General features: G+C 40.6%; 27 protein-coding genes and 1 pseudogene. 27 read left to right on the forward strand and 1 reads right to left on the reverse strand.

What is annotated here, in order from left to right; genetic code table 11:
- The first annotated feature begins 3 nt into the window (after positions 1-3).
- The 27 genes and pseudogenes from MHI33_RS06395 to MHI33_RS06525 all read left to right on the forward strand — a co-directional run bounded on the left by MHI33_RS06395 (position 4) and on the right by MHI33_RS06525 (position 22,270).
- Entirely contained in the window at positions 4-459 is a 456-nt protein-coding gene (locus MHI33_RS06395; protein WP_340909990.1) for a sigma-70 family RNA polymerase sigma factor, read from the forward strand.
- 155 nt (positions 460-614) lie between these two features.
- Positions 615-743: a hypothetical protein gene (locus MHI33_RS06400; protein ID WP_260983049.1), complete on the forward strand. Its 129-nt coding sequence runs from the start codon at positions 615-617 to the stop codon at positions 741-743.
- A gap of 135 nt (positions 744-878) precedes the next feature.
- Positions 879-1,046, forward strand: coding sequence for a hypothetical protein (locus MHI33_RS06405; RefSeq protein WP_186325102.1), 168 nt, complete (start codon positions 879-881; stop codon positions 1,044-1,046).
- A gap of 48 nt (positions 1,047-1,094) precedes the next feature.
- Positions 1,095-1,832, forward strand: a complete 738-nt coding sequence (terS, locus tag MHI33_RS06410) for a phage terminase small subunit (RefSeq protein ID WP_144521585.1) — start codon at positions 1,095-1,097, stop codon at positions 1,830-1,832.
- Positions 1,819-3,123 carry a PBSX family phage terminase large subunit gene (locus MHI33_RS06415; protein WP_144521583.1) on the forward strand — a complete coding sequence of 435 codons (1,305 nt, stop codon included), beginning with the start codon at positions 1,819-1,821 and terminating at the stop codon, positions 3,121-3,123. Before terS ends, MHI33_RS06415 begins: the two co-directional genes overlap by 14 nt.
- Entirely contained in the window at positions 3,120-3,395 is a 276-nt protein-coding gene (locus tag MHI33_RS06420) for a hypothetical protein (RefSeq protein ID WP_144521581.1), read from the forward strand. Before MHI33_RS06415 ends, MHI33_RS06420 begins: the two co-directional genes overlap by 4 nt.
- Before the next feature lie 3 nt (positions 3,396-3,398).
- A complete protein-coding gene (locus MHI33_RS06425) occupies positions 3,399-4,859 on the forward strand; it encodes a phage portal protein (protein WP_144521579.1) in 1,461 nt (486 codons plus the stop codon).
- Positions 4,840-5,754: a phage minor head protein gene (locus MHI33_RS06430; RefSeq protein ID WP_144521577.1), complete on the forward strand. Its 915-nt coding sequence runs from the start codon at positions 4,840-4,842 to the stop codon at positions 5,752-5,754. Before MHI33_RS06425 ends, MHI33_RS06430 begins: the two co-directional genes overlap by 20 nt.
- A gap of 122 nt (positions 5,755-5,876) precedes the next feature.
- Complete coding sequence (locus MHI33_RS06435; protein WP_340910006.1) at positions 5,877-6,542, forward strand: phage scaffolding protein; 666 nt, start codon at positions 5,877-5,879, stop codon at positions 6,540-6,542.
- 12 nt (positions 6,543-6,554) lie between these two features.
- Positions 6,555-7,541, forward strand: a complete 987-nt coding sequence (locus MHI33_RS06440) for a coat protein (RefSeq protein WP_340910009.1) — start codon at positions 6,555-6,557, stop codon at positions 7,539-7,541.
- 13 nt (positions 7,542-7,554) lie between these two features.
- Positions 7,555-7,803 (forward strand): annotated as a pseudogene (locus MHI33_RS06445) (fibronectin type III domain-containing protein); the annotation flags it as partial.
- Positions 7,804-7,998, forward strand: coding sequence for a Rho termination factor N-terminal domain-containing protein (locus tag MHI33_RS06450; protein ID WP_216927864.1), 195 nt, complete (start codon positions 7,804-7,806; stop codon positions 7,996-7,998).
- A 4-nt stretch (positions 7,999-8,002) separates the two neighbouring features.
- Positions 8,003-8,299, forward strand: coding sequence for a phage head-tail connector protein (locus MHI33_RS06455; protein ID WP_340910014.1), 297 nt, complete (start codon positions 8,003-8,005; stop codon positions 8,297-8,299).
- Positions 8,293-8,634 carry a phage head closure protein gene (locus MHI33_RS06460; RefSeq protein ID WP_445661771.1) on the forward strand — a complete coding sequence of 114 codons (342 nt, stop codon included), beginning with the start codon at positions 8,293-8,295 and terminating at the stop codon, positions 8,632-8,634. The genes MHI33_RS06455 and MHI33_RS06460 overlap by 7 nt, the downstream gene beginning before the upstream one ends.
- Positions 8,627-9,046 (forward strand): HK97-gp10 family putative phage morphogenesis protein, encoded by a 420-nt coding sequence (locus tag MHI33_RS06465; protein ID WP_340910019.1) that lies wholly within the window; start codon positions 8,627-8,629, stop codon positions 9,044-9,046. Before MHI33_RS06460 ends, MHI33_RS06465 begins: the two co-directional genes overlap by 8 nt.
- A gap of 15 nt (positions 9,047-9,061) precedes the next feature.
- Positions 9,062-9,460, forward strand: coding sequence for a DUF3168 domain-containing protein (locus MHI33_RS06470; protein WP_340910022.1), 399 nt, complete (start codon positions 9,062-9,064; stop codon positions 9,458-9,460).
- 13 nt (positions 9,461-9,473) lie between these two features.
- Entirely contained in the window at positions 9,474-9,995 is a 522-nt protein-coding gene (locus MHI33_RS06475) for a phage major tail protein, TP901-1 family (protein ID WP_144521561.1), read from the forward strand.
- Positions 9,973-10,257, forward strand: coding sequence for a fibronectin type III domain-containing protein (locus MHI33_RS06480; protein WP_340913786.1), 285 nt, complete (start codon positions 9,973-9,975; stop codon positions 10,255-10,257). The genes MHI33_RS06475 and MHI33_RS06480 overlap by 23 nt, the downstream gene beginning before the upstream one ends.
- Positions 10,258-10,325: 68 nt before the next feature.
- A complete protein-coding gene (locus MHI33_RS06485) occupies positions 10,326-10,835 on the forward strand; it encodes a tail assembly chaperone (protein WP_340910027.1) in 510 nt (169 codons plus the stop codon).
- A gap of 17 nt (positions 10,836-10,852) precedes the next feature.
- The gene (locus MHI33_RS06490; RefSeq protein ID WP_340910030.1) at positions 10,853-11,161 is read left to right on the forward strand and encodes a hypothetical protein; all 309 of its coding nucleotides are present in this window, start codon (positions 10,853-10,855) and stop codon (positions 11,159-11,161) included.
- 4 nt (positions 11,162-11,165) lie between these two features.
- Positions 11,166-15,833, forward strand: coding sequence for a phage tail protein (locus tag MHI33_RS06495; protein WP_340910033.1), 4,668 nt, complete (start codon positions 11,166-11,168; stop codon positions 15,831-15,833).
- Positions 15,830-16,597 carry a distal tail protein Dit gene (locus tag MHI33_RS06500; protein WP_217012886.1) on the forward strand — a complete coding sequence of 256 codons (768 nt, stop codon included), beginning with the start codon at positions 15,830-15,832 and terminating at the stop codon, positions 16,595-16,597. Before MHI33_RS06495 ends, MHI33_RS06500 begins: the two co-directional genes overlap by 4 nt.
- Before the next feature lie 19 nt (positions 16,598-16,616).
- The gene (locus MHI33_RS06505) at positions 16,617-20,585 is read left to right on the forward strand and encodes a phage tail spike protein (protein WP_340910039.1); all 3,969 of its coding nucleotides are present in this window, start codon (positions 16,617-16,619) and stop codon (positions 20,583-20,585) included.
- 1 nt (position 20,586) lies between these two features.
- A complete protein-coding gene (locus MHI33_RS06510; RefSeq protein ID WP_340910042.1) occupies positions 20,587-20,784 on the forward strand; it encodes a hypothetical protein in 198 nt (65 codons plus the stop codon).
- Positions 20,785-20,847: 63 nt separating this feature from the next.
- A complete protein-coding gene (locus tag MHI33_RS06515; protein ID WP_144521548.1) occupies positions 20,848-21,126 on the forward strand; it encodes a hemolysin XhlA family protein in 279 nt (92 codons plus the stop codon).
- A gap of 19 nt (positions 21,127-21,145) precedes the next feature.
- Positions 21,146-21,409 carry a phage holin gene (locus MHI33_RS06520; RefSeq protein WP_217012887.1) on the forward strand — a complete coding sequence of 88 codons (264 nt, stop codon included), beginning with the start codon at positions 21,146-21,148 and terminating at the stop codon, positions 21,407-21,409.
- Positions 21,410-21,463: 54 nt separating this feature from the next.
- Entirely contained in the window at positions 21,464-22,270 is an 807-nt protein-coding gene (locus MHI33_RS06525) for a peptidoglycan recognition protein family protein (protein ID WP_340910047.1), read from the forward strand.
- A gap of 80 nt (positions 22,271-22,350) precedes the next feature.
- Here the strand turns inward: MHI33_RS06525 and MHI33_RS06530 are convergent, their stop codons facing one another.
- Complete coding sequence (locus MHI33_RS06530) at positions 22,351-22,863, reverse strand: hypothetical protein (protein ID WP_340910050.1); 513 nt, start codon at positions 22,861-22,863, stop codon at positions 22,351-22,353.
- Positions 22,864-23,199 lie beyond the last annotated feature (336 nt).

The raw sequence follows: 23,199 nt of genomic DNA on the forward strand, positions 1-23,199 counted from the left end.
ACCATGAATAAAAAAGAGATTGAAGGACTCATACACAATTATCACTGGATGGCTAAAGAGGTTCAACGGCTCCAGCGTGTTTTATATGGTACTGACATTCCTATGCGTAGTTGGGGCGTTGCTCAATACGGCATCGAGGCAACATTGCCAAAGGGGAGCAAAGGAAAGAGCCAAGCTGAATTACGCGACATAGATATGAGGGAAGAAAGATTGTTTAAGAGACTTCGTAAGTTTGAAGAACGTGTATATGCAATAGAGGCAGCAGCAAGCAAAATCGAAGGAGAAAAGCACAGAGTGGTCTATGACTGCATGATGGAGGGTATGAGTTATCGAGCCATTGGACTTCACTTGGGGCTGTCTCGTGAAAAGGTACGGCAAATGAAAGATAATATCATCGACCAATTATGCCAATATTGCCACTTTGTGCATATCTTGAGTGATGAAAAAACCGTAGTGTAAAATGGAAGGCAGGACGGGGAGGCACAATTTTCCCGCGTCACCACAATTTAATATATTTTCACTTGCTCTTGCGAGCTTGGGATTCGTTCGACAAATTCTGCGAATAGTTCCATATGCTCACTTTCTGCCGATAAATAAAGGTAGGGGGTGAATATATGAATACAGAACAATTAAAAATTGTAGATGCGAAGATTGAGGCGTTAATAACAGTTCTTGTTAAACGTGGCATGATCAGTACTGAAGAAATACAGTCTGTTCTTGATGAAATTTTAAAAGTGAAGTAATTAAAGCAAAGGCATCCCGCGGGGTGCTTTTTTTGTTCCCTGTAAACTGCTTCCGATAATTCTTTACACCAAGCATCGGCTTAAAGGTAGAGTGCGGCGGCAGTTTAGAGCGAACAAATTAAAGGAGTGAATCACATGACAACGGAACCGCCTTTAGGTGTTATGCCTAAGTGGATACATGATGAACGAAGAACCGAAGATCTGGCAGCAGCTATTGAACGAAGAATATCGGCAAGATCAGAAATTCCTTTTGAGTGGCTTGAAGAGTACAACAACCTCATCAGGAACCAAGCTAAGAAATAAAATTCCCGAAACAAACACGAATCAGAAGGAGGCGGCAGGTGAATGTAAATGGAATCCAAGCACATTCAGGCGGAGAAAGATTACGTCAAAGGTATGAAATACAAGGACCTTGCCGAGAAATACGGGGTGTCGATCAACACCATAAAATCATGGAAAAAGCGGCATGGTTGGGAAAGAAAAAAGGGTGCACCCAAAAGAAAAAGTGTGCACACAAAAAAGGGTGGTCAACCCGGTAATGTTAATGCGTTAGGTAATAGCGGGGGAGCAGCACCAATACGAAACCAAAACGCAAAGACGCACGGCTTTTATTCAAAGCACATGCCAGCAGAAGCGTTTGAGATCATGCAGGACATTCAGGAATTTTCGCCCGTTGATTTACTTTGGGAACAAATACAAATTCAGTTCACCGCTATTGTACGGGCACAAAAGATCATGTTCGTTGAAAGCAAAGACGAAATGATCAAAGAGCTGAAAAAAGCACGGTACGTTTTTCATGAGGGCGACCTTGAAGAAAAAGAAACTGAAGAAGAGGAATACGAATTTCAGTTTGCTTGGGACCGTCATGCTACATTCCTAAACGCTCAATCTAGGGCAATGTCTGAGCTGAGAAGCTTGATAAAGCAATTCGACAACATAGCCCATGAGACAGACGAAAGACGGCTTAAACTGGAGCAGATGCGCTTAAACATTGATAAAACAAAAGCCGAAGTCGAGAAATTGGAATTGGGTGACGTTGATCTAGTTCGTATTGTTGATGATATAGGTGATAGCGATGACCATGATTAAAATATCGGAAGTGCTGGCACCGGCATTTCGTGAGTTTTGGAGATATAGAAGAGCAAAAGAGCATCTTCATTACGTACTAAAGGGCGGCCGTGCTTCTGGTAAATCATTCAGCGTGGGCGTTGGTGTGGTAACAGATATTATCGAATACCCTGTTTCCGCTCTCGTGCTTCGTAAAGTCCAGAACACGCTTGTTAAATCTGTTTTCGCACAGATAAAGCAAGCAACGGTAACGCTGGGAGTCTCTCATCTATTCAAGTTTGTTCCTTCTAGGTTAGAAATCACATACAAGCCGAGAGGGAACAAGATTTACTTTGCTGGTGCTGACGATCCTGAAAAGCTCAAATCAATCAAAGACGCTGATTTTCCAATAGGTGTTATGTGGATAGAAGAGCTTGCAGAATTCAAATCCGACGAGGAAGTAAGCACCATCATGAACTCGGTGTTACGTGAAGAACTTAAACACAAAACAAAGCCGGACAACCCACGTAAAAGAGCAGCAAAGTTTGATTATACGTTCTATTACACCTATAACCCGCCAAAGCGTAAGCAAAATTGGGTTAACAAGAAGTATGAAACGTCTTTCCCTGCCGAAAACACGTATATTCATCATTCAACATACCTAGACAACCCTCATCTATCAAAAGCGTTTATCAATGAGGCTGAGGAAACAAAAGCCAAAAATGATAAGAAATATAGATGGGAATATCTTGGGGAAGCAATCGGAACTGGTGTTGTTCCGTTCGATAACCTTCATATCAAGAAAGGTAGCATAACTGATGAAATGGTCCGCTCCTTTGATAATATACGTCAAGGCGTTGACTTTGGTTATGGTCCAGATCCGCTTGCTTTCGTCAGATGGCACTATGATAAGAAGCGAAGCAAAATATATGCACTTGCTGAATTATATGATCACAAGGTTTCAAATAGAGAGCTGGCGAAGTGGATTAAATCAAAAGGCTATGAAAGCAACGAGATCACAGCCGATAGTGCTGAACCCAAAAGTATTGACGAGCTGAAAAAGGAACACGGCATTAGGAGGGTTTCAGGAGCAAAGAAAGGCCCTGACTCGGTTCAATATGGTGAGGAATGGCTTGGTGATTTAGATGAAATAGTCATTGATCCATTGAGAACACCAAATCTAGCCCGTGAATTTGAGAACATTGATTATCAAACAGATAAAGACGGCAACCCTAAACCACGCCTTGAGGATAAAGAAAATCACTCTATTGATGCGACTAGATACGCATTTGAGCGCGATATGCAACAATCGGGGGTGAGGGTATTAACATGAAAAAGGTCAGTTTTGAAACTGAAAAGCCGAATGATTGGCGTAAAAAGAATCGTGTGCAGCTTAATGAAGATCAGAAAAACATAGTGGAATCATTGGAAAAAATGCTTGCTGATGCAAAAAGCGGAAAGATAAACAAGATGATTGCTGTTTCTGAGGTTGAACAAGATCAGTACACATTGTTTTATCGAGGCGCAACTTATCAAGAGGCGTTAAACATGACACATACGCTCATGGATCACATGTTTGAACAATGGTATAGAGAGGAGGAATAATAGATGTACCCAACTTCACCAACACATACAGAAGAGCTGCTGAAAATCATCGAGGACAGCGCAGAAACATCTGACAAGCTACCCGATACAACCATCCTTCAAAAGATGATTGATAAACATGCTGTAGAGCGGGATCAGATGCTCGAAGGTGTGGCTTATTATCTTAACCAAGCGGACATCAAGAAGCGTAACCGCTATTTCTATGAGCACGGCACAAAAAAGGTTGATACGGAGAAACCAAACAATCGAATCTCTCACAACTGGCATAAGCTGCTGGTGCAACAGAAGGTCCAGTACCTTTTAGGGAAACCTATCACCTTCAATGCAGAAGATGAAACGTTCCTTGAAGTTGTGAATGACTTTATAGACGAAGATTTTGATGATTGTATGCAGGAGCTTCTTAAAAACGCCAGTAACAAAGGCAAGGAATGGCTTCATCCATTTGTTGATGAAGAAGGTAACTTTGATTATCTTCGCATTCCGGCTGAGGAAGTCATACCGATTTATGATTCAACAAAAAAGCGCAGCCTGCTTTATGCTATCCGTTATTATGACATTAAAAATATAGATGATGAACTTACTCGAAAAGTAGAGTTGTACACAGATGAACAGATTTTCTACTATGTAGAGCGTAACGGATCTTTAGAATTAGACTTCGAATATGAAAAAAACCCTGAAAGCCATTTCTACACTAAACAAGGGAAAGGGTATGGTTGGGGTAAGGTTCCAATGATCGAGTTTAAGAACAATGAAGAGGGTGTCAGTGACCTTATCTTCTATAAAGACTTGATTGATCAATATAATAACAACATTTCAAATAACGCAAACACGTTTGATGAAATGCAAGACTTGATCTATGTCTTGAAAAACTTCGCAGGTCAAGACTTGAGCGAATTTACTACGAATCTACGTCACTATAAAGCTGTGGAAGTGTCTGGTGAAGGCGGTTTAGAAATGAAGAGTGCTGAAATTCCAATGGATAGCGCAAATTCACATCTGGACCGATTAGAAGAGAATATATACCGCTTCGGACAGGGTGTAAACAACAATCCTGACAAAGTGGGAAATTCACCGACCAACGTTGCTATTAAAAATCTATATTCCTTGCTTGATCTAAAGGCGAATGAAGCAGAGCGGAAATTCCGGCCAGCTTTAAGCGCCTTTTTTTGGTTCTTCACTGAATATCTAAAAATGACAGGTCAAGGAGAATACGACCCCACGCTCTTACAGATGACATTTAACCGCTCTCGAATGACAAACGAGCTTGAGCAGGTTCAAATGTCTAATCAAAGTACTGATTTAAGCCGTGAAACACGCATTGCAAATCATCCGTGGGTAGATGATGTAGAAGCGGAATTAAAGCGTATCGAGGCAGAGGAAGCCGAATACAGAAACAGCATGCCACCGTTAACTGAGATCGAACTAGAAGCGGGCGGTGATGAAGATGAATCAAAACGAGATTGATAAACTGCTAGATGACATGATAGCGGAAGAAATGAAGAAAATAGATACTGTCTTCGCTAAGAGATTGAAAGAAATCAATCAACAAATCGCGGCCCTTTATGCGAAATACAGCATAGATGGCAAGCTGTCTATGGCGGATCTCAACAAATACAACCGCTTCAAAAAAGAAATGGAGCGGATGACAGAGGAATCAAGCAAAGCGTTCAAAACTGTGATCATCATTGTGGAGGCGTTGGCCGCCAAGCAGTTTCTTGAGAACTATATGAGGTCAGCTTATCTCTACGAGATAGAAGCAGCGGTGAAAATGGGTTATACGTTGCCAACAACGGCAATGATTCAGCAAGCTATTCTAAACCCAATAGCTGAATTGACTTTATCCGCTTTATATAAGCGTCACCGTGATGATTATGTCCGGCAGATTCAAATTTCCATTGCTCAAGGCATACAAGCTGGCGAAGATTACTCAAAAATAGCCAAGCGAATTGAAAGAGCGACCGAATTTGCTCGAAAGAAAGCCCGTGACGTAGCGAGAACCGAAGTTCATAGGGTACAGGTATCAGCAAGAATGGAAAGCGCTGAAAAGGCTTCTAAGCACGCCAATTTAGAAAAGGTTTGGAATGCTACCCTTGATCTAAAAACGCGGGCGGGTCATAGAAAACTAGATGGGAAGACCGCTGAAAATGGTTTGTTCGTTTCTATTTATGGTGGTGTCGGTCCCGCTCCTGGTCACATGAATAACGCCAAGGATGATATAAACTGCCGCTGCACGATCTCTTTCAAAGTGAATGGCAAAATGCCAGACACGAGAAGAGCGAGAAAAGGCGGTTCTGGAGCGGGCGAGGTCATTCCATACCAAACCTATGAAGAGTGGTACAAAACAATAGAGAACAATTAATGAACTGTCCTGAGCATGACGTAAAAAGGCTCTTTTGCTCATTCTAAAGGCTTGGAGCCAAACTAAGCGTAAATCCTGTGCGTGAGGTGGACACGCAAAAAAACATCAAAGGAGAGGTTGAAATGAGTTTAAAAGAATTACTCGGTGACGATCTGTATGCTCAAGTAGTAGAAAAAGCAGGAGATCAAAAAATTGATATTGTTAGTAACGGTCAATGGTTCCCTAAGGAGCGGTTTGACGCAGTGAACAATGAAAAGAAGGAATTGAAAAGCCAGCTTGACGAGCGGGATCAGCAGTTAAGCACACTACAAAAGCAAGCAAAAGGAAACGAAGAATTACAATCAGAAATTGAGCAGCTGCAAGAAAAAAATAAAAAGGTGTCTGAGGAATATCAGCAAAAGTTGGACAAACAAGCCTTTGACTTTGCTCTCGAAAGTGCTTTACGTGATGCAAAGGCGAAAAACATCAAGGCTGTAAAAGCTAATTTAAACGTTGATGGGCTTAAATTATCTGATGGCAAGGTAATTGGTCTTGATGAGCAGTTAACCGCTCTAAAAGAGAGTGACAGCTACCTATTCAATGCAGAGAATGATAGTTCTCCGGGTTTAGCGGGTAGGCAGCCGCATGGAACAGGAAATTCAGTGGCTAATTTGCAAACTGCTAAAAATCCATTCAGTCAGGACCATTTAAACCTAACTGAGCAGGGTCAAATTTTAAGCAGTGATCCAGAGCAAGCTAAAAAATTAATCATCCAAGCAGGCGGGAATCCTGCAATCTATGGATTATAAAGGAGAATTTAAATGGCAGTAACTAGAGTTCAGGATGTTATCATCCCGGAAATTTTTAACCAGTACACTATGAACAACACTGTTGAACAAACAGCAGTATATCGAAGTGGAATTATTCAGCCTGTACCGGGCCTAATTGTTCCGAATGGCGGAGATACAGTGAATATGCCTTTCTGGAATGACCTTGAAGGAGATCCAGAAGCTATTCAATCAGACTTTGCTTTAACTCCAGAGAAAATCAAATCAGGTAAAGACGTTGCCCGGGTATTTGAGTATGGAAAGGCTTGGAGTGCAGAAGATTTAGCAGGAGAGCTTGCAGGATCAGATCCAATGAGAGCAATTGGGGATCGTGTGAACTACTATTGGGATAGACAGTTTCAAAGAATGATCTTCCTTATGTTGGATGGTGTCTTTGGTAGCAACATCACTAACAATGATGGTGATCTAGTCTTAGACATTTCGAGCGGTGACGGGAAAAAGTACACAACTTACCTATTTGCTGGCGGTGCTGTTGGTTATGCTCCGGGAATGCCTAAAACACCAACGGAAACAGATCGAAACTCACTAAAAGGTGAGGACATTCTGATCAATCGTAAGAAGTTTATTATGCATCCACGTGGTTTCAAATGGACTGAAGCTGATGTTGCTAAAGAAATGCCTACATTCAAAGAGTTGGCGAGCGCAAAGAACTATGAACGTGTTTATGACAAAAAGAAAGTTCGAATTGTGAAGATCATTTCCAATGAAGGGCCAGATGCAGCAGCTAAATCAAAATTAAGCGGTGAAGTGATTCTTGATGCAGCTCAATTACTTGGGGATGCTAAAGGGAAATTCACTTCAATTGCAATGCATTCGGTAACGCATACAAATTTACAGAAACAAAACTTGATTGAGTTCATTCCTAACAACAGAGCTGATGTAGGTTTTGGAACATACCTTCAAAAATCTATTATTGTTGATGATTCACTTCCAGTGAAACAGCCTACTCCTACGCCCTAATGCGCCCCAAAACCTACGGTTTACAAGCACAAGTAAATCTGTGACTGTCAATTGGGATGCCGTAGCTGGGGCGGATTCATACAATGTTTATCGGGGAGCAGACAAGCGTTTTGATAAGAATGTAACCAAGCCTGAATACAGCACGGACGGTCTAACGCCTGATACTAAGTTAACAATCAATGTCACTTCTGTTAATGAGAGCGGCGAATCTGCAATGTCAGAAATCGCAACTAAAACGGAAGCAGAAGGAGGCACTGAGTAAATGGGAGCAACAACCTTTTGGCTCTTGGAACAAGAATTGAAAAGGCGCGCTGACATGGAAAAGAGTGCCGCTCAAGAGGAACTTTCTTATGAAGATATGACTGTTGAGCAGCTAAAGCAGGAAGCGAAAGATAAGGGAATCGCTGGTTATTACAACATGAAGCGTGAAACACTGATTGAAAAATTGAAAGGGTGATCCAATGGACATCCAAAAAGTAAAAAGAATGATAGGAATGACCACAGATAAGCATGATGATTACTTATCAGAGGTTGTTCCTATTTTTGTTGAATACGCTTCTGATTTTTGTAAGAACAAGTTTGATGCAGATGACCTGCCAGCGGGTGTAAAAGTCTTTGTTGCGAAAGCTGTTGAGTTCAACATGAAGCCAGCAGGTTTGGAAAGTAGAAGCATGGGTGATGTGTTGTACTCTTATGACACTGATTTTCCTGAAACGGTCACTAAGTACCTTTACCCATATAGGAGGGCTTATTGGTGAGTTATGTGTTTGAAGAGTTCCCACATGAAATCACGTTTCAAAAGCTTGAAAAAGTGCCGGATGGTGGCGGTGGCTACAATGAAGAGTATGTGGACCATCTGATAATTCCCGCTCGGGTGACAAGTGTTAAATCGGGAGAATTTTATCAAGCTCAACAGCTGCAAAACCCAGTTGATCACAATGTCTATTTCGAGTACAGGGAAGATATCAAAAAGACTATGCGCATCAAATACGAAAATAAAATACTCATCCTGAAATCAGATACAATTGATCAAGGCGGGGAACATGAAATCATGTGTCTCAAATGCCAAGTTTCGGAGGTGCTCAATGGCTGAGGTATCCGGGAAATGGGCTAAACAAATGGCGAAAACGGTTGAGAAATTCGAGCGAAAAGTCATAGATCGAGCAAAACAAATTGTCGCTGAAACAGCAGAACTGATATACAGTCATGCTGTCATTAATGCGCCAACAGCAATGATTGATGGTGGGAACCTTAAAAACTCGATTGAAGTTGAATATCGAGACGAAGGATTGAAAGCCATCATCACCGTTGGTGCCGATTATGCGATTTATGTTGAATATGGAACAGGAATTTATAGTGAATCAGGCGGCGGCCGTCAAACACCGTGGGTCTATTATGATGAAAAGCTAGGCCGATGGGTGATGACTAGAGGTATGAGGGCGCAGCCATTCTTTAACCCAGCTGTCGAAGAGGGCATGAGGCACTTTGCCCGTGAAACGCAATAGAAAGGAGCTGCTCAAATGCGCTCATCATTGTGGCCGTTACAGGCTGCCATATTTGAAAGGCTATCTATGGATAAGCGGTTAAACGAACGAGTCACAGGCGTTTTTGATGCGGTTTCCAAAGATATTAAAAAGCCTTATGTCTCAATGGGTGATGACGATGTGGCCTTATTCGAGACAAAAACATCTGCTGGCGAAGTTGTGAATGTCGTTTTACATTGCTGGTCAGATTACAACGGAAAAAAAGAAGCACAGCAGGTCATAGACCTCATGTTGCAAGCATTAACGAAAAGGCCCCTAGAAATAGAGGGCTTTTCTTTATGCCGTTCTGAGCTGCGAGGGATGCAGGTCATCACAGACATAGATGGATATACAAGACATGGTATCTTGCGAATGAGATACACGATAAACAATTGAGAGGATGTTTTGAATGAACTTGTTGAATGGTAAGGACGAACTCTATTTTGTTCAACCAATGAATGCAACTGCCGATGAAGGTTTATTTATCGCTTTCCAGACGGAAGGCTCTCACACAAAAGAGCAGGACACGCTGGATGAAAGCACAAAGTCAGGTCGTATTGTTGGTTACGGTCCGAAAAGTGAATCTATGGAATTATCTTTCTACGCTGCGGATGATGATCCAGGGCAAAAAGCCATTGAAGCAGCTTTTGACAACGAAGAAGCTATCCAGGTATGGAAAGTAAATTTAAACCTAAATAAAAACGGAAAGCATGATTCAGAATATGGTCATGCCATTATTGAAAACCTTGAGAAAAGCGCACCGCAGGATGGCTTCATTGAAGTCTCAACAACTTTACCTGTATTGGGGAAAACGCAAAAAGGTGAGTTAAATGCGTTAGATCCTGCTTTTATTGATCAAATTCGTTCTACTGCTGGAGCTGACAGCTTCAAGCAGTTCGGCGAACTTAATAAAAAAGTTGAGACACCCTAAGGAGCCCCAAAATCTATCGTTTACCGCCACGTCTGACAGCATAACAGTTACGTGGGATGCGGTAGAAGGGGCGACTTCATATAACGTATACAGAGGCGCAGATAAGCGTCTTGATAAAAACGTCACTGATACAAGTTATGCGGCATCAGGGATGAACCCTGATACGAAACTGACCATTAATGTGACAGCAGTAAATGAAGTTGGCGAGTCTCCAATGAGTGAAATCGTTACACAGACGGCACCAGCTGAAACAGGAGAATAACACTTGAAGGGCCTCTATTATCTGGAGGCTCTTTTCTATTCCAAAAAACAAATCGGGGGTTTTTATAAATGGCTACTTTAACAATTGGTTCAAAAGAATATACAGCAAGATGTGACTTTGCATTTGACCGTACAGCAAACGAAAAATACACAACCAAAGAGGAAGACAAAGCAGGCGGCACAATGAACATTTACATGGGCTTGCTAAATGAAGATGCTTTAATGCTTTCAGCTTTTTGGGATTGTGCTCTCTCTCATCTTAAAGGCAGTAAACCGTCATCAGATCAAATTGAAGATGCAATTATGAAAATTATTGACGAAGACACTAAAGGTGATGCTACTGACCGTTTGATTAACGAAGCATTCCAGACGCTTGAGAATGCCGGTTTTTTCAAAGGCAAGATCCGTCAGCAATGGACCATGATGGAGAAAATGGGGGCACCGAAGAAAGCGGCACCGAACGAAACGCCAGAAATGGCAGCGAAACGGATCGAGGAACAGGAGCAATCGAAGGAATACATGGAAATGCTCAAGCAAGCCCGAAAAGAGCGGATGGGATCGACTACCTCCAAGTCATAGAAGATGCAGCTCGTTGGATGGGTGTCTATGACAACGATCTCATCATGTCATGGACTCCAAACGAGTATAAACGCAAGCTTAAAGCGGCTAAATTGCGTGAGATTGATGAAATAGATCGAATGACTATAAATGCTATGTTTCATCGGTATGCGCAAAATGCCAAAAAAGTTAAGCCGTCACAAATGTTTGATGCACAAAAAGCTAGGGCAGAGCTTGAGCGTGATGTCACTGGAAATGGATTCAAAAATCAAGTGGATGCTAAACGCTTGAATGATCTCAACATTGGATTAAGGAACATGCTTAGAAAACCAAAAGAAGAGGGGTGAGGGTTTGATCGAAAAATTAACGGCGGTTGTTGAGGCGCAAACACGTAAATTCAAAAAGCAAATGGACAAAGTGAATGATATGATGCGCCGTATGCGTGATCATCACACTGTCGAAGTAGATGCTGAAATCGCTGATTTCCAAAGGCGTGTACGTGAGGCAGAACAGCAGATGGATAGTTTCTTGCGCCGACATGAACGCAACCGGGTTGACCTGGATGCCGATGCAGACCCTTTAACAAGGGCTGTTCGGATGGCTCGTCAAAAATTGCGAGAAATACCACAACGAATCAATACTTATTTTACGGGTGATAACAATCCATTAACGAGTTCAATAGCTCGTGCTAAAGCGGGGCTGAGGTCTATCGCTCAACGAGTGACAACCGTCATTGCCGGAAATCCTACTCCTTTAGGACGAGCTGTAATTGTTGCACGTACGGCATTATCTACTATTTCTCAAAGGGTAACTTCAGTAATCGCTGGAAACGCCAGCCCGCTAGTTTCAACGGTTGCCGTTGCTCGTACCGCTCTTTCTTCGATTACTTCTAGAGTAACGACTGTTCTATCAGCAAGTGAGGGGCCACTTCTTTTAGGAGTTAGTGCAGGAATTGCGGCTTTAGCGAGAATACCGAATAGAGTCACAACCATTATAAATGCTAGTTCTGCGGCTTTGATTCGTTCGGTAGCGATTGCAAGAGCGGCTTTGGCGAGCCTTCCTAATAATGTTGTTATTAAAATAACGGCAGTATGGAAGGGTTTTGAAAAGCGTCTAGATAAATTTGAAAATGCCATGAACAGGCTTTCAAAGATCACAAATTCAATTTCAAACGTCATGGGAAATGCTTTACGTGGCGGATTGCTTGCTTTACTACCTGCTATCGCTCCTGCTTTAGCTGGTGCTGTTGGCGTGCTAGGTTCACTTGGGCCAATGATTGGATCTGCTACAGGTGGATTAATGGGGCTTGTTAGTGCCTTTTCTACTGCTGGAACAGGTGCAGTAGCATTTGGTGCATTAGCTGTTACATCCATTGGGAATGTCATTAAAACGGGCCAAGACCTGGACAAACTCCAAGCCAAGCTAGATGATGCCACCAATGCAAAAGAGCGGGCTAAAATCATGGAACAGATAAACGTGTTACAGCAGTCGCTTGGAAAAGAAGAGAAGAAAGCCCTTGCTACTTTAGAAGATTTCAAAGATAACTGGCAAGAGATCGCAAGCATAACCCAGAAACCTATTCTTAAATCATTCACCAACTCACTCACAACGTTTAAAACTGTTCTGAATAGTTTAAGACCTATGTTTATGAATGTTGCAAATGGAGCGGTTACATTATCAAAGAACATGGATAATGCTTTTAAAGCTCCTGATCTTCAAAACTTCATCAAATGGATGAACAATAATGCAGGAAAAGCTTTTGTGACATTTGGAAATATCGCTGGTAACGTCATGAGAACAGTTATGAACCTTATTGTGGCTTTTGGCCCTCTAGGGAATGATATGGCTGCAAGCATGGAAAAAGCCACAGCGTCTTGGGCTAAATGGGCAGCAGGATTAAGCTCATCACAACGATTCCAAGACTTCATAGCTTATACAAGAGAAAACGGTCCGAAACTATTAAAAGTCATTACTAACTTCTCAGGTGCTTTGCGCCGTCTATTTGCTGCGTTTGGTCCAATGTCTTCCGACATGCTCACATCATTGGTTGATATGACCGCTAGATTCAGAGAATGGGCGGGAAGTGTTCAACACACAGAAGGATTTAAGAACTTCATCGCCTACATTGAAAAAACAGGTCCGACAGTGTGGAGCACACTTGGTCAAATTTCCCGGACTATTATAAATCTACTTGTTGGAATGGCACCATTAGGAAAGACGATCTTGGAAAATGTAAATAGTTTCTTGAAATTTTCCAATGCTGCGATGGAAGCAAATCCGATCATAGGCCAATTAATAGCAGGATTTCTTTCTACTATTGGTGTAGTGCGAGCTTTAACCCCGATGATTGTTTCTTTCTCTACACTGTTTAAGTGGCAAGATATAGTAGCAATAGCAACAAAAGTCGGGTCAGCTATTAAATTGATCGGAACAATTTTTGGGATTGTTTCCAAGGTATTTATGGCAAACCCTATATTGTTAGCAATTGCTGCGATCGGAACAGCTGTATTCCTTGTCATTAAATACTGGGAACCTATTTCAAAATTCTTCATCGACTTGTGGAACAAGGTTACTAGCTTTACGCAGAATGCTTGGAATGGAATTATGACTTTTCTGAAAGTCTTATGGAGCGGTATCAAAAAAGTTGCTTCTAGTGTTTGGGGTGGAATCAAAGGCTTTATAACTGGTGTCTGGAATGGAATCAAGAAGGCGGCTACAACCATATGGAACGGAATTAAAGCGTACTTTACGACAGTATTTAAAATCTATAAAACTATTTTTACAACAGCGTGGAACACTATCAAAAAGGTTGTCACAACTGTTTGGAATGGTTTGAAAAATACTGCATCTAAAGTTTGGAATGGGATTAAATCATTCTTTAGCAACGTTTTATCTGGAATTAAGAACTTCTTCGTGAACAACTGGAACAAAATCAAAAGTACGACAACGACTGTTTTCAACACAGTAAAGACGTTTATCGGGAGTGTTTGGAATAAGATCAAAACGACAGTCGGAAACGTTGTCGGTGGTATATGGAAGGCTGTATCCGGCAAATTCAACGATATAAAAAACTCTGTCGGTAACAAAATGAATGATGTCAAAAGCAAGATCAAGAGTATTTGGGATAAGGTCATGGCTTTTTTTAAAGGAATTGACTTATTCAAAATAGGAAAAGACATTATTCGAGGTTTGATAAGGGGTATAGGTGGCGTTGCTGGAGATCTATACAAAAAAGCGTCTGATATTGTAGGTAACGTTAAAAATACCTTTACCAAACTATTTAACATTCATTCTCCTTCACGCTGGATGCGTGATGAGATCGGTTATAACTTGGGTGCCGGTATGGCTGTTGGTTTAGATAGATCAACAAATACAGTTGTTTCTTCTGCTAAAAAGACAACACAGGCAGCGCAGAGAGCTTCGCAAGCTGAAATGAAGAAAGCGCAAAAGCAAGCGGCAGCTTTGAAGAAAAAACAAGCAGCTGCGGCTCGTAAAGCGAATGCGAGAAGAAAAACAGGCGTTGATAACAAGATTAGAGCTGTCGAAACCAAGTTTGACACAGGTAAGATCAGCTCAAAGACATACATCAAACAATTAAACGCGATTAAAAAGAAAAACAAGCTAACATCCACGCAAAATGCAAAGATTCAGCGGGAAATTTACAATGCACAAAAGAAAACACAGAGTCAACAGAAGAAGAAGGCACTTGAGGCGCAGCGCAAAAAGGCAAAAGCGCAGCTTGCTTATCAAAAGAAGGTTTCACAGAAGATCGCTAATGCAGAAGTGAAATATGACACCAAGAAAATAAGCGGTCAGACGTATATGAAGCAGCTTGAGAAGATAAAAAAGAAAGAAAAACTGACAGCTGCACAACGCAATAAGGTTCAGAAAGAAATTTATGCAACTAGAACCAAACTTCAAAAAGAAGCACAGAAGAAAAAAGATGATGAGAGAAAAGCGGCTGATAAGCTGAATAAAGGTCTTCTTTCAGCAAACAATTCTTATCTATCTAAGTTTAAAAGCATTAACGACAAGCTAACTAGTGACATCAAAAAAGCCAATGAAGAGTATAAGAACGCTCTTAAAGATCGTACTGATTCCATTTACAATGCAATGGGATTGTTTGATAGTGTGAAAACTGAAAAAGTCAGTGGTTCCAAGCTGTTAAATAACCTGCAAGCGCAAATTGATAGAATGAAAAGTTTCCAATCTGATCTATCGAAATTATCAAGTAATGCGCCTAAAGAGTTCGTTGAGGAACTAAGACAAATGGGCGTGGGATCAGCTGATCAAATAAAAGCTATTGCTGCTATGTCTGAACCAGAGTTAGATAAATATATCTCACTATGGAAACAGAAGCACAATATGGCAAGCGAACAAGCGACAAAAGAACTTGCTGGACTTAAAAACGAAACAACTAAGAAAATCGCAGAATTGAGAAGTGCAGCGAATACAGAATTGAACAAATTGAAAATTGATTACATGAATAAAATTTCACAATTGACTGTCAATGTTAAGCAGCTTGGATCGCTTAAAAAGAGCGGGCAAGCGATTGGATATAACACGATGTCAGGCATTATATCCGGCATGAAAGGAATGAAAGGCGAGCTTGCGAAGGAAGCCAACAATATTGCTTCCACAATTGAAAAAACGATCAAGAAGAAGCTGAAAATTCATTCGCCTTCACGTTTAATGCGTGATCAAGTGGGTGTCATGGTGCCAGCTGGTATTGCTGTGGGGATTCAGCAGGGCGTGGGTACTGTGAGTAAAGCGATGAATGATGTAAAGGATGCTATGTACATCAAACAAGAGGATTTAAACATCGCTTACGATGCTTCTATTACAAACAGTAAATTAGGAGCGGTTAAACACGAATTGAGTGCTGAGCTTCAAAATATTGAACTTCCTGAACAAGTGATTGTTATTGAAATGGACAGCAAAAAGGTTGGTCAAGGTGTTGCCAAGCCGGTTGAAAATGAACAGAAGAGAGCAAACGCAAGGAGGACGAGGATCACATGATCAATTATCAACAACTTGTCCCCAACGAATGGAAGATCACTTTTAACGGAACTGATATATCACAATATTTCTACCTTAAAGAGACACCCAGCGGGAGGGGTGTTGTGGGTCGAGAGGTGAAAATAGACACGATAGGAAACCGCGCAGGCGGTTTTCTTCGTGGTACTAGATTGCCTGTAAGAGTGATAACCCTAGAAGTGTTATTCGCATTCAGTAGTGAAAGTGAATTGAAGAAAAAACAGGAGGAATTAAACTATATTCTTCACACAGATGAAGAAAAGCCGCTTGTTTTCTTCGATGAACCAGACAGGACATATAACGCCATATTTGAGAGTTTGACAGAGGGTGAGACAAAGGGAGGCTTACAACATGCCACACTAACTTTCCTTTGTTCTGATCCAAAAAAATACGGATTAGCGTCGATTTATGAATTCGAGAGCGGCTTGAGGACTTTTACGAATCCAAGTTTAGCCACAATCGAACCAAAGATTGAATGTGTATTTACGGCAGCAGCCACTTCATATGAGGTGTCTCTTCTAAACTCAGATAACAGTGTGAGGAAAACTATTAAAATTGTTTATAATTTCATCGTTGGTGACACGCTTGTGATTGACATTGCTAAACGAAAAATAATGAACAATGGAAAAGCTATCATGAATGGTCTGCAAATCCAATCTGAGTTTTTCGATTTTCCTGCTCAAAAGCCGGTCAAGCTAAGATTCAGCCATAAAAGTAGTATCAAATTCAATGAAGCCTATCTATAGATAAGAAAGGGGGTCCGTCATGGCTGAGATATTCATTTTATCGCCAGAAGATGAACTTTTGGCTGTTCTGTCCAGTGACGGACAGGATTCGTGTAATTTTTGGGATGCTAAATACAAAGAAGAACTCAACTTGGGTTCTTCTTTTTCTTTTATTGCAGATGCTTCACATCCAGATGCTAAGTATCTGTTTGAAGAGAATCAAGTCGTGTTCCGAGATAAGGACGGCGAATTGCGGGCGTTTGTTATAAAAGAGCTTGATGATACAGATGATGGTGCCGAGATTAACACTCTCGTAACATGTGAAGCCGCAATGATGGAATTGGCTGAAACCATCATTAAAGAGAAGCGGCCAAAAGATAAAACGGCGCAGTATGTTCTTGATCAAGTGTTTGAAAGAACTCGCTGGACTGTAGAGGTGACCGCCGAGCTGGGCTTGAATTCTACTTCATTCTATAAAATGACCGTTCTCGAGTGCCTAAGCGATGTTTTGAACAAATGGGGCGGCGAGTTTAAAGACGTGGTGGAGTTTGACGGGAATACCATCACCAAACGTACTATCAAGGTATTATCACGAAGAGGAAAAGACAGCGGCAAACGTTTTGAAATAGACAAGGACACTGAAAGTATCAGACGTACTGTGATCAGCTATCCAAAAACGGCATTATACGGTTACGGTGCTTCATTAGAGACAACAGATGATGACGGAGAAGAAACAGGTGGTTATTCCCGTTTCATTGATTTTTCGGAAGTTGAGTGGAAAAAATCAAAAGGCGATCCAGTAGACAAACCAAAGGGCCAAGAGTGGGTAGGCGATCCTGCTTTATTGCAAAAATACGGTCGCTTGAAAAATGGATCATTGATCCATAGAGAAGGCATTTTCAGTGATGAAGAAATAGAAGATGAAGAAGAGCTGTTGAAAGCAACTTACAATCATTTAATCACTGTGGCATCAAAAACAGAGGTCAATTATGAGCTATCAGTTTGTCTGCTTGAAGGCGTTGAGGGGTATGAGCACGAGCATGTCGATCTTGGAGATACAACCATCGCTATTGATCGCAATTTTGCTATCCCGATCGAAACTTCACAGCGCATTATCTCAATGGAATATGACATTACTGATCCTGAAAATACGTGTGTCGTTGAGATAGGACAGTTCTTGTCAGCCTTACAGGGCGATGATCGAGTAAAGCAGCTGCAAAAGATAATTGATAGTAATCGTGGCACCTGGGAAAGAAAGCCGGAAGCGGGAAATGTGACAGATGGCAGTTTTCCGAATACAAAGCCGCCCCGTCCAGCAAATATCAAAGTAGAAGGTCTTTACAAGACGATTTCACTTACATGGGATTATGACCCTAGATCCTTTATAGCTGCGTATGAAGTGTACGCATCACAAAACAAGGGGTTTACACCTACAGCCGCACAGCTTATTTTCCGAGGCAAAACAGGCGGGTGGCATCATCAAGACGGCGTGGAAGCTGATCAAGTATGGTATTACCGCTTGAGAACCATAAACACACATGGGACGGCCAGCGATTGGTCAGAAGAATATGAAGCAAAGACGGTGAGAATCCTTACTGATGATATTATGTTTGGTGCTGTCACAGCTGATAAACTGGCTTCGTTGTCAGTAACGGCTGAAAAACTGTACACGGACATTGAGAATTCAAATATATTACCGGGGTCACTTCTGCGATCAAGTGATTTAACACCGGTGAATAATGGCTTTCTTTTCTTCAAGGAAAATGAAAGATCTAATATGGTTACTGTCATGAGAAATTCAACTTTCAATGCTGTGGGGATTATAACGGGTCAAAGAAAGGCGTTGAAATTAACAAACGGAAAACAATATATCTTGTCTTTCGAAGCAAAAAGAGGTTTGATGGATAACTTTAATTATGTTTACGCAAGAAGAAATACAACTGCTACTAGTACGGAAAGTGTGCTGATTCCATCACCATACACGGACATAACCAATTATCCAGAAGAAGAATTTGTGAGATATGATATTCCTTTCGAATTTACTGGTAAAACAAATTCCGACTACTACATTGTAATAGCTGGTTTAGGTGGAAAGGTACCTGCCCTAATAGTAAATGGGGTTCAACGTGGTGGAGCAGTAAGAGACATACAGTTTTTAAAAAATATGAACTTCACTGCTTCGTATAATCCGGGGGAAATTCAAGTTATCTTCGGTGAAAATGCTTCTTTTACAACGCCAGACGGTACTATTTACAAATTTCCAAAGGGAAGCACCGAAATTAGCACAAATTTAGAAGGTACTGGCGCAAATTCTACTGAATCCAATGCCTTTTTAATGTTTACTGGATCAGATAATTCAAGATTTACAAGCGGTGTCACTGTACAAACATATGATTTTAGAGTAGTGCGATATAACGGCTCTCAATGGCAATACAACAATAATTCAACTTGGATCGATTTTACACCAAATTCACAAGATACCATTATAGGCAGTGTCACGAGATCATCTACAGCTGTAGAAGGTATAGAAACTTTAGATGTCACATCTGTTTCATTCGATATACGTAATGTCCAATTACGAGTAGGCAATGAAATAAAAGAATGGTCTGCCAGCCCTTACGATGTAATGCTCACTGAAAAATCTGTGACAGCCCTGCACGTAAATGATGCTGCAATCGGAACGGCAGCCATTCAAAATGCCGCAATCCAAAAAGCACATCTAGGTACTGCAATTATTGATACTGCTCACATAACAGATGGTGCTATTACAAATGCTAAAATAGCCAATCTATCTGCGGACAAAATCAATGCTGGAACGATTAAAGGGATCACAATAGAAGGTTCACTAATAAGAGGGGCGCGAATTGAACCTATTTCAGGATCAACTGCATTTGAATCCTTCATTGAAGCAGATCAAATTTATCAATATAGAAAAGTTATATATGATTTCACTGTAAAAAGATATGAAAAACTCACAATCAAATCTGGCCTAATTTCACAAGAATATGGAAATAGAATTGGTGAGAATGAAACGCAAGAACCGATTAGTACCGTTGATATAAAAAGAGGCGGAATCAATTTCTTTGCGGAAGCAAATCCTAAAAACGAAAACATTTCACATAAGTTAAGAATAGAGTCTAATCCGGGGGTTCCTACTGAAATAGGCACTGTAAGTAGGAGTGGTTCGAAACTAACTTTTTCGCAGAACGATGAAAGCGTCTTGACGGTTAACGTTGATTTAGCAGGTGGAAAACCAAGGCTTTTTATTAGTGGAAGAAAAACAGATCATCTAGCTTATTTAAAAGGTTATCGAGTTGAAGCAGATCAATCTGTTTCATTTCATGCAAATCAAGATATAGGATTACGTGCAGTGAAATCTGTTACTATAACCTCTCAAGACAGGACTACTATAATAGGAGATAAGGGTATATCTTTAAGATCTAGTGGACGTGTTGTAATACAAGGAGGGGGAGAAAAAGACGGTGGAATTTCATTAGATGCAGGATCATGGAACGGATCATTATTTCTCGGAAGGGATAACACCGGAAAGCGTGTCTGGTCAGAAGATATATACTTTAGAATGTACACAGGATCAGCGAATGTATATATAACACAATATGGAACTTTGGGCCGTGTTGTTTCATCAAAAAAATACAAATTAAACATTGAAGAATATCCTGATGACAAGCTAGAAAATATTTTAAAATTGAAACCGAAAACATGGTTTGATAAACAAGTTGTGGAATCATATGCAGAAATACTTGAGTCAAACAGTTCAGATGATGGTGACAGACCTTATCTTGAAAGAGTGCCGGGTTTAATAGCCGAGGATCTTTACGAAGCGGGATTGAAGGAATATCTATTCTGGAGTGATCCAGACGAGAACGGAGAAAGGCAAATCGAAGGCGTTATGTATGACCGCTTGTATGCTTTGTTGATTCCGATTGTTAAGGAATTGAAAGATAGGGTGTATGTTTTAGAAAATCAAATACAAGAAATGGGGAATTGAGATGGAACAAAAACAACAGCTGACAGAAAAAGAAGAGTTGTTTTTTTATAAATCAATGGCTTTATCGGAGCAGCTAACAAAAGCGCATTTAGAGCTTGCGGAAGCAAGGGCACAATTTACAGTTTGCGATAATGAAAATAAACGGCTTAAAGAAGAGTTACTTAAATTCAAACAAAACGATTCAAACCACGCTGAGTAGGCGTTTTTATTTTGCCTTCTTTAAGGAGGTGTAAAAACATGTAATAGGTTGGGGGGCTTACTGATGTCAGGAATGACGGAGGTTAACGATGTGAACATCATACAAAAGGATATATCGGAATTAAAAAACAGTCATACTACTTTGGAGCAGCGTGTCAATATACTTGAAAGAGGTCAAGACAAGCATGACCAGCAAATTATCAGCTTGAACAGTCAGCTCAACAAAATCGAGGAAAATACAACATGGATTAAGCGTACAATTACTGGCGCAATTATCACCGCTTTTTCCACAGGGCTAATCGGTGGAGGAATTGCCCTTGTGTACACGCTCATTCAAAAATAAAAGAAATGGGGAACTTAATATGAAAAACTTCGACAAAGGCACTGTGATCCGCACGGTGCTTCTTTTAGTTGCTTTGATTAATCAGTTTTTAGTGATGTTCGGCAAAACGCCTTTACCATTGGATGAAGAGTCCGTAAACAATCTAGCAGACATTTTATATGTTGCTTTTTCTACACTCTTTACAACGGTTATGACGCTAATCACATGGTTCAAAAACAACTATGTGACATCAAAAGGACAGAAGCAGAAAGAAGTCCTAAAACAAAAAGGATTAACAAAATAGAAGCCGCCTTCGGGTGGCTTTTTATATTCCATTAAACGAATGGGGAGAATGTAAATGAATTTTAGACAATTAAGCAAGCTTGTTGATCTTCGGGGAAAAACGAAGAGTAAAGGGAGTTATTCAAATGTCGGTGTCAATGCTAAGACTGATATTGCAGTACATCACAGTTTAACAACATCGGGAAACAGCGCATCTTTTGCAAACTATCATGTAGGCACTAATGGTTGGCCGGGTGTAGCTTATCATTTTGTCATTCTCAAAGACGGAACAATCGAATGGAATCATGATTTAGGAATCAAATCCTATCATGTAGGCAATTCAAACCGCTTTGCGATTGGCATTTGTCTTGTGGGCGATTTCAGAAGTGAAAAGCCGACAGCTGCACAGGAAACAAGTTTCCGAGCTTTAGTAACAGCATTGAAGAAAGATATGCCGAACTACAAAAGAACAAGAGGGCACAATGAGTTTCCGGGCTATTCTTGGAAAGCGTGTCCTGTCTTTGATTATAAGGCGGTTTTAGCTGGTACAGTAAAGCAAACAGTTACAAAACCAACGAAGGCAACACCAGTACCATCCAAAAAACCAGCTTCCAAGCCTGCTAAAAAGACATACAACCTGCCTTCTGGCATTTTAAAAGTTACAAAGCCTCTTACGAAGGGAGCGGGAGTAAAAGCCGTACAACAAGCCCTAGCCGCTCTTTTCTTCTATCCTGATAAGGGCGCGAAAAACAACGGTATTGACGGCTATTACGGACCAAAAACGGCGGATGCAGTAAAGCGGTTCCAACTCATGCATGGACTTGCTGCTGATGGCATTTATGGTCCAAAGACTAAAGCAGCCCTCGAAAAGCTATTAAAATAAAAATCTATAGACATACGACTATAGATAGTGTTAAACAAGAAACCCCCTGTCCGTTACTGGATGGGGGGTTCTTATTGGTTTTATTTATCCAAACTATCAATATTGGTGTCTACTTCCGAAATCCATTTTTTTGTTTTAGTTGTTTTATACTTGCCATTTAGATATATTTTTGTTGTCGCTTGATATTCAGCTTTAGTGTATTTCTTGATCCATCTGTATTTTTCAGTCGAAACAAGTCTAATTTTGGCTTTTGTTGAAACGTAATTCATAACCATACCAGTAAACGCAGCCGCAGCAGCTCCACCGACATTCAACGTCCTCATCATATACTGACTAATTTTATATGCGCCAGCACCCGCGGCGGCTGCAACAATATGAGACGGGATGGTATAATCTGATTTGAATTGACCGTCCCAACTAGCTTGAGTTTCTACTTCTGATTTCAAGACGTTGTCATCCAATACTGAATAAGAGGTTTGATCGGTATGTGCAATTGGAGTCTGAACCTTCTCGTTAGCAAAAATGGGAACGCTTACAGAAAACGTTAAAACAAGAGACATAGCGGCGATAGATAAACTTTTGTAAATTTTCATAATAACCCTCTTTCTAGTAATATTGTAATACATTGACTATTATAAACAGTTAATTGTGTGATTACCACCTTTTTTGTAATAAAATGTAGAAAATATATTGAAAGGTTGATTGATCTAGATGAAAGATCTTATTACAACTGTATTGGTTGCGACTGTAGTCGGAACTATCGTTTATTTTGCTGATAATCGTTTAAATGATATATTCATTGCTTTACTCGTTTTCTTCGGGATATATTTAACAGTTACAATATGTAATCATGTCTTTAAGCGTTACGACCGCAAAAACGATCAATAATAATGTATTGATCAATGTCTAAATTGCGTGAATTTTGCGGT

This window comes from Bacillus sp. FSL K6-2971 (genome assembly GCF_038006405.1).
Classification (GTDB): Bacteria; Bacillota; Bacilli; order Bacillales; family Bacillaceae; genus Bacillus; species Bacillus pumilus.

Coding starts and splice junctions, on each gene's coding strand:
- MHI33_RS06395 (WP_340909990.1), top strand. CDS start 4: ATGAATAAAAAAGAGATTGAAGGACTCATACACAATTATCACTGGATG.
- MHI33_RS06400 (WP_260983049.1), top strand. CDS start 615: ATGAATACAGAACAATTAAAAATTGTAGATGCGAAGATTGAGGCGTTA.
- MHI33_RS06405 (WP_186325102.1), top strand. CDS start 879: ATGACAACGGAACCGCCTTTAGGTGTTATGCCTAAGTGGATACATGAT.
- terS (WP_144521585.1), top strand. CDS start 1,095: ATGGAATCCAAGCACATTCAGGCGGAGAAAGATTACGTCAAAGGTATG.
- MHI33_RS06415 (WP_144521583.1), top strand. CDS start 1,819: ATGACCATGATTAAAATATCGGAAGTGCTGGCACCGGCATTTCGTGAG.
- MHI33_RS06420 (WP_144521581.1), top strand. CDS start 3,120: ATGAAAAAGGTCAGTTTTGAAACTGAAAAGCCGAATGATTGGCGTAAA.
- MHI33_RS06425 (WP_144521579.1), top strand. CDS start 3,399: ATGTACCCAACTTCACCAACACATACAGAAGAGCTGCTGAAAATCATC.
- MHI33_RS06430 (WP_144521577.1), top strand. CDS start 4,840: ATGAATCAAAACGAGATTGATAAACTGCTAGATGACATGATAGCGGAA.
- MHI33_RS06435 (WP_340910006.1), top strand. CDS start 5,877: ATGAGTTTAAAAGAATTACTCGGTGACGATCTGTATGCTCAAGTAGTA.
- MHI33_RS06440 (WP_340910009.1), top strand. CDS start 6,555: ATGGCAGTAACTAGAGTTCAGGATGTTATCATCCCGGAAATTTTTAAC.
- MHI33_RS06450 (WP_216927864.1), top strand. CDS start 7,804: ATGGGAGCAACAACCTTTTGGCTCTTGGAACAAGAATTGAAAAGGCGC.
- MHI33_RS06455 (WP_340910014.1), top strand. CDS start 8,003: ATGGACATCCAAAAAGTAAAAAGAATGATAGGAATGACCACAGATAAG.
- MHI33_RS06465 (WP_340910019.1), top strand. CDS start 8,627: ATGGCTGAGGTATCCGGGAAATGGGCTAAACAAATGGCGAAAACGGTT.
- MHI33_RS06470 (WP_340910022.1), top strand. CDS start 9,062: ATGCGCTCATCATTGTGGCCGTTACAGGCTGCCATATTTGAAAGGCTA.
- MHI33_RS06475 (WP_144521561.1), top strand. CDS start 9,474: ATGAACTTGTTGAATGGTAAGGACGAACTCTATTTTGTTCAACCAATG.
- MHI33_RS06485 (WP_340910027.1), top strand. CDS start 10,326: ATGGCTACTTTAACAATTGGTTCAAAAGAATATACAGCAAGATGTGAC.
- MHI33_RS06490 (WP_340910030.1), top strand. CDS start 10,853: ATGGGTGTCTATGACAACGATCTCATCATGTCATGGACTCCAAACGAG.
- MHI33_RS06500 (WP_217012886.1), top strand. CDS start 15,830: ATGATCAATTATCAACAACTTGTCCCCAACGAATGGAAGATCACTTTT.
- MHI33_RS06505 (WP_340910039.1), top strand. CDS start 16,617: ATGGCTGAGATATTCATTTTATCGCCAGAAGATGAACTTTTGGCTGTT.
- MHI33_RS06510 (WP_340910042.1), top strand. CDS start 20,587: ATGGAACAAAAACAACAGCTGACAGAAAAAGAAGAGTTGTTTTTTTAT.
- MHI33_RS06515 (WP_144521548.1), top strand. CDS start 20,848: ATGTCAGGAATGACGGAGGTTAACGATGTGAACATCATACAAAAGGAT.
- MHI33_RS06520 (WP_217012887.1), top strand. CDS start 21,146: ATGAAAAACTTCGACAAAGGCACTGTGATCCGCACGGTGCTTCTTTTA.
- MHI33_RS06525 (WP_340910047.1), top strand. CDS start 21,464: ATGAATTTTAGACAATTAAGCAAGCTTGTTGATCTTCGGGGAAAAACG.
- MHI33_RS06530 (WP_340910050.1), bottom strand. CDS start 22,863: ATGAAAATTTACAAAAGTTTATCTATCGCCGCTATGTCTCTTGTTTTA.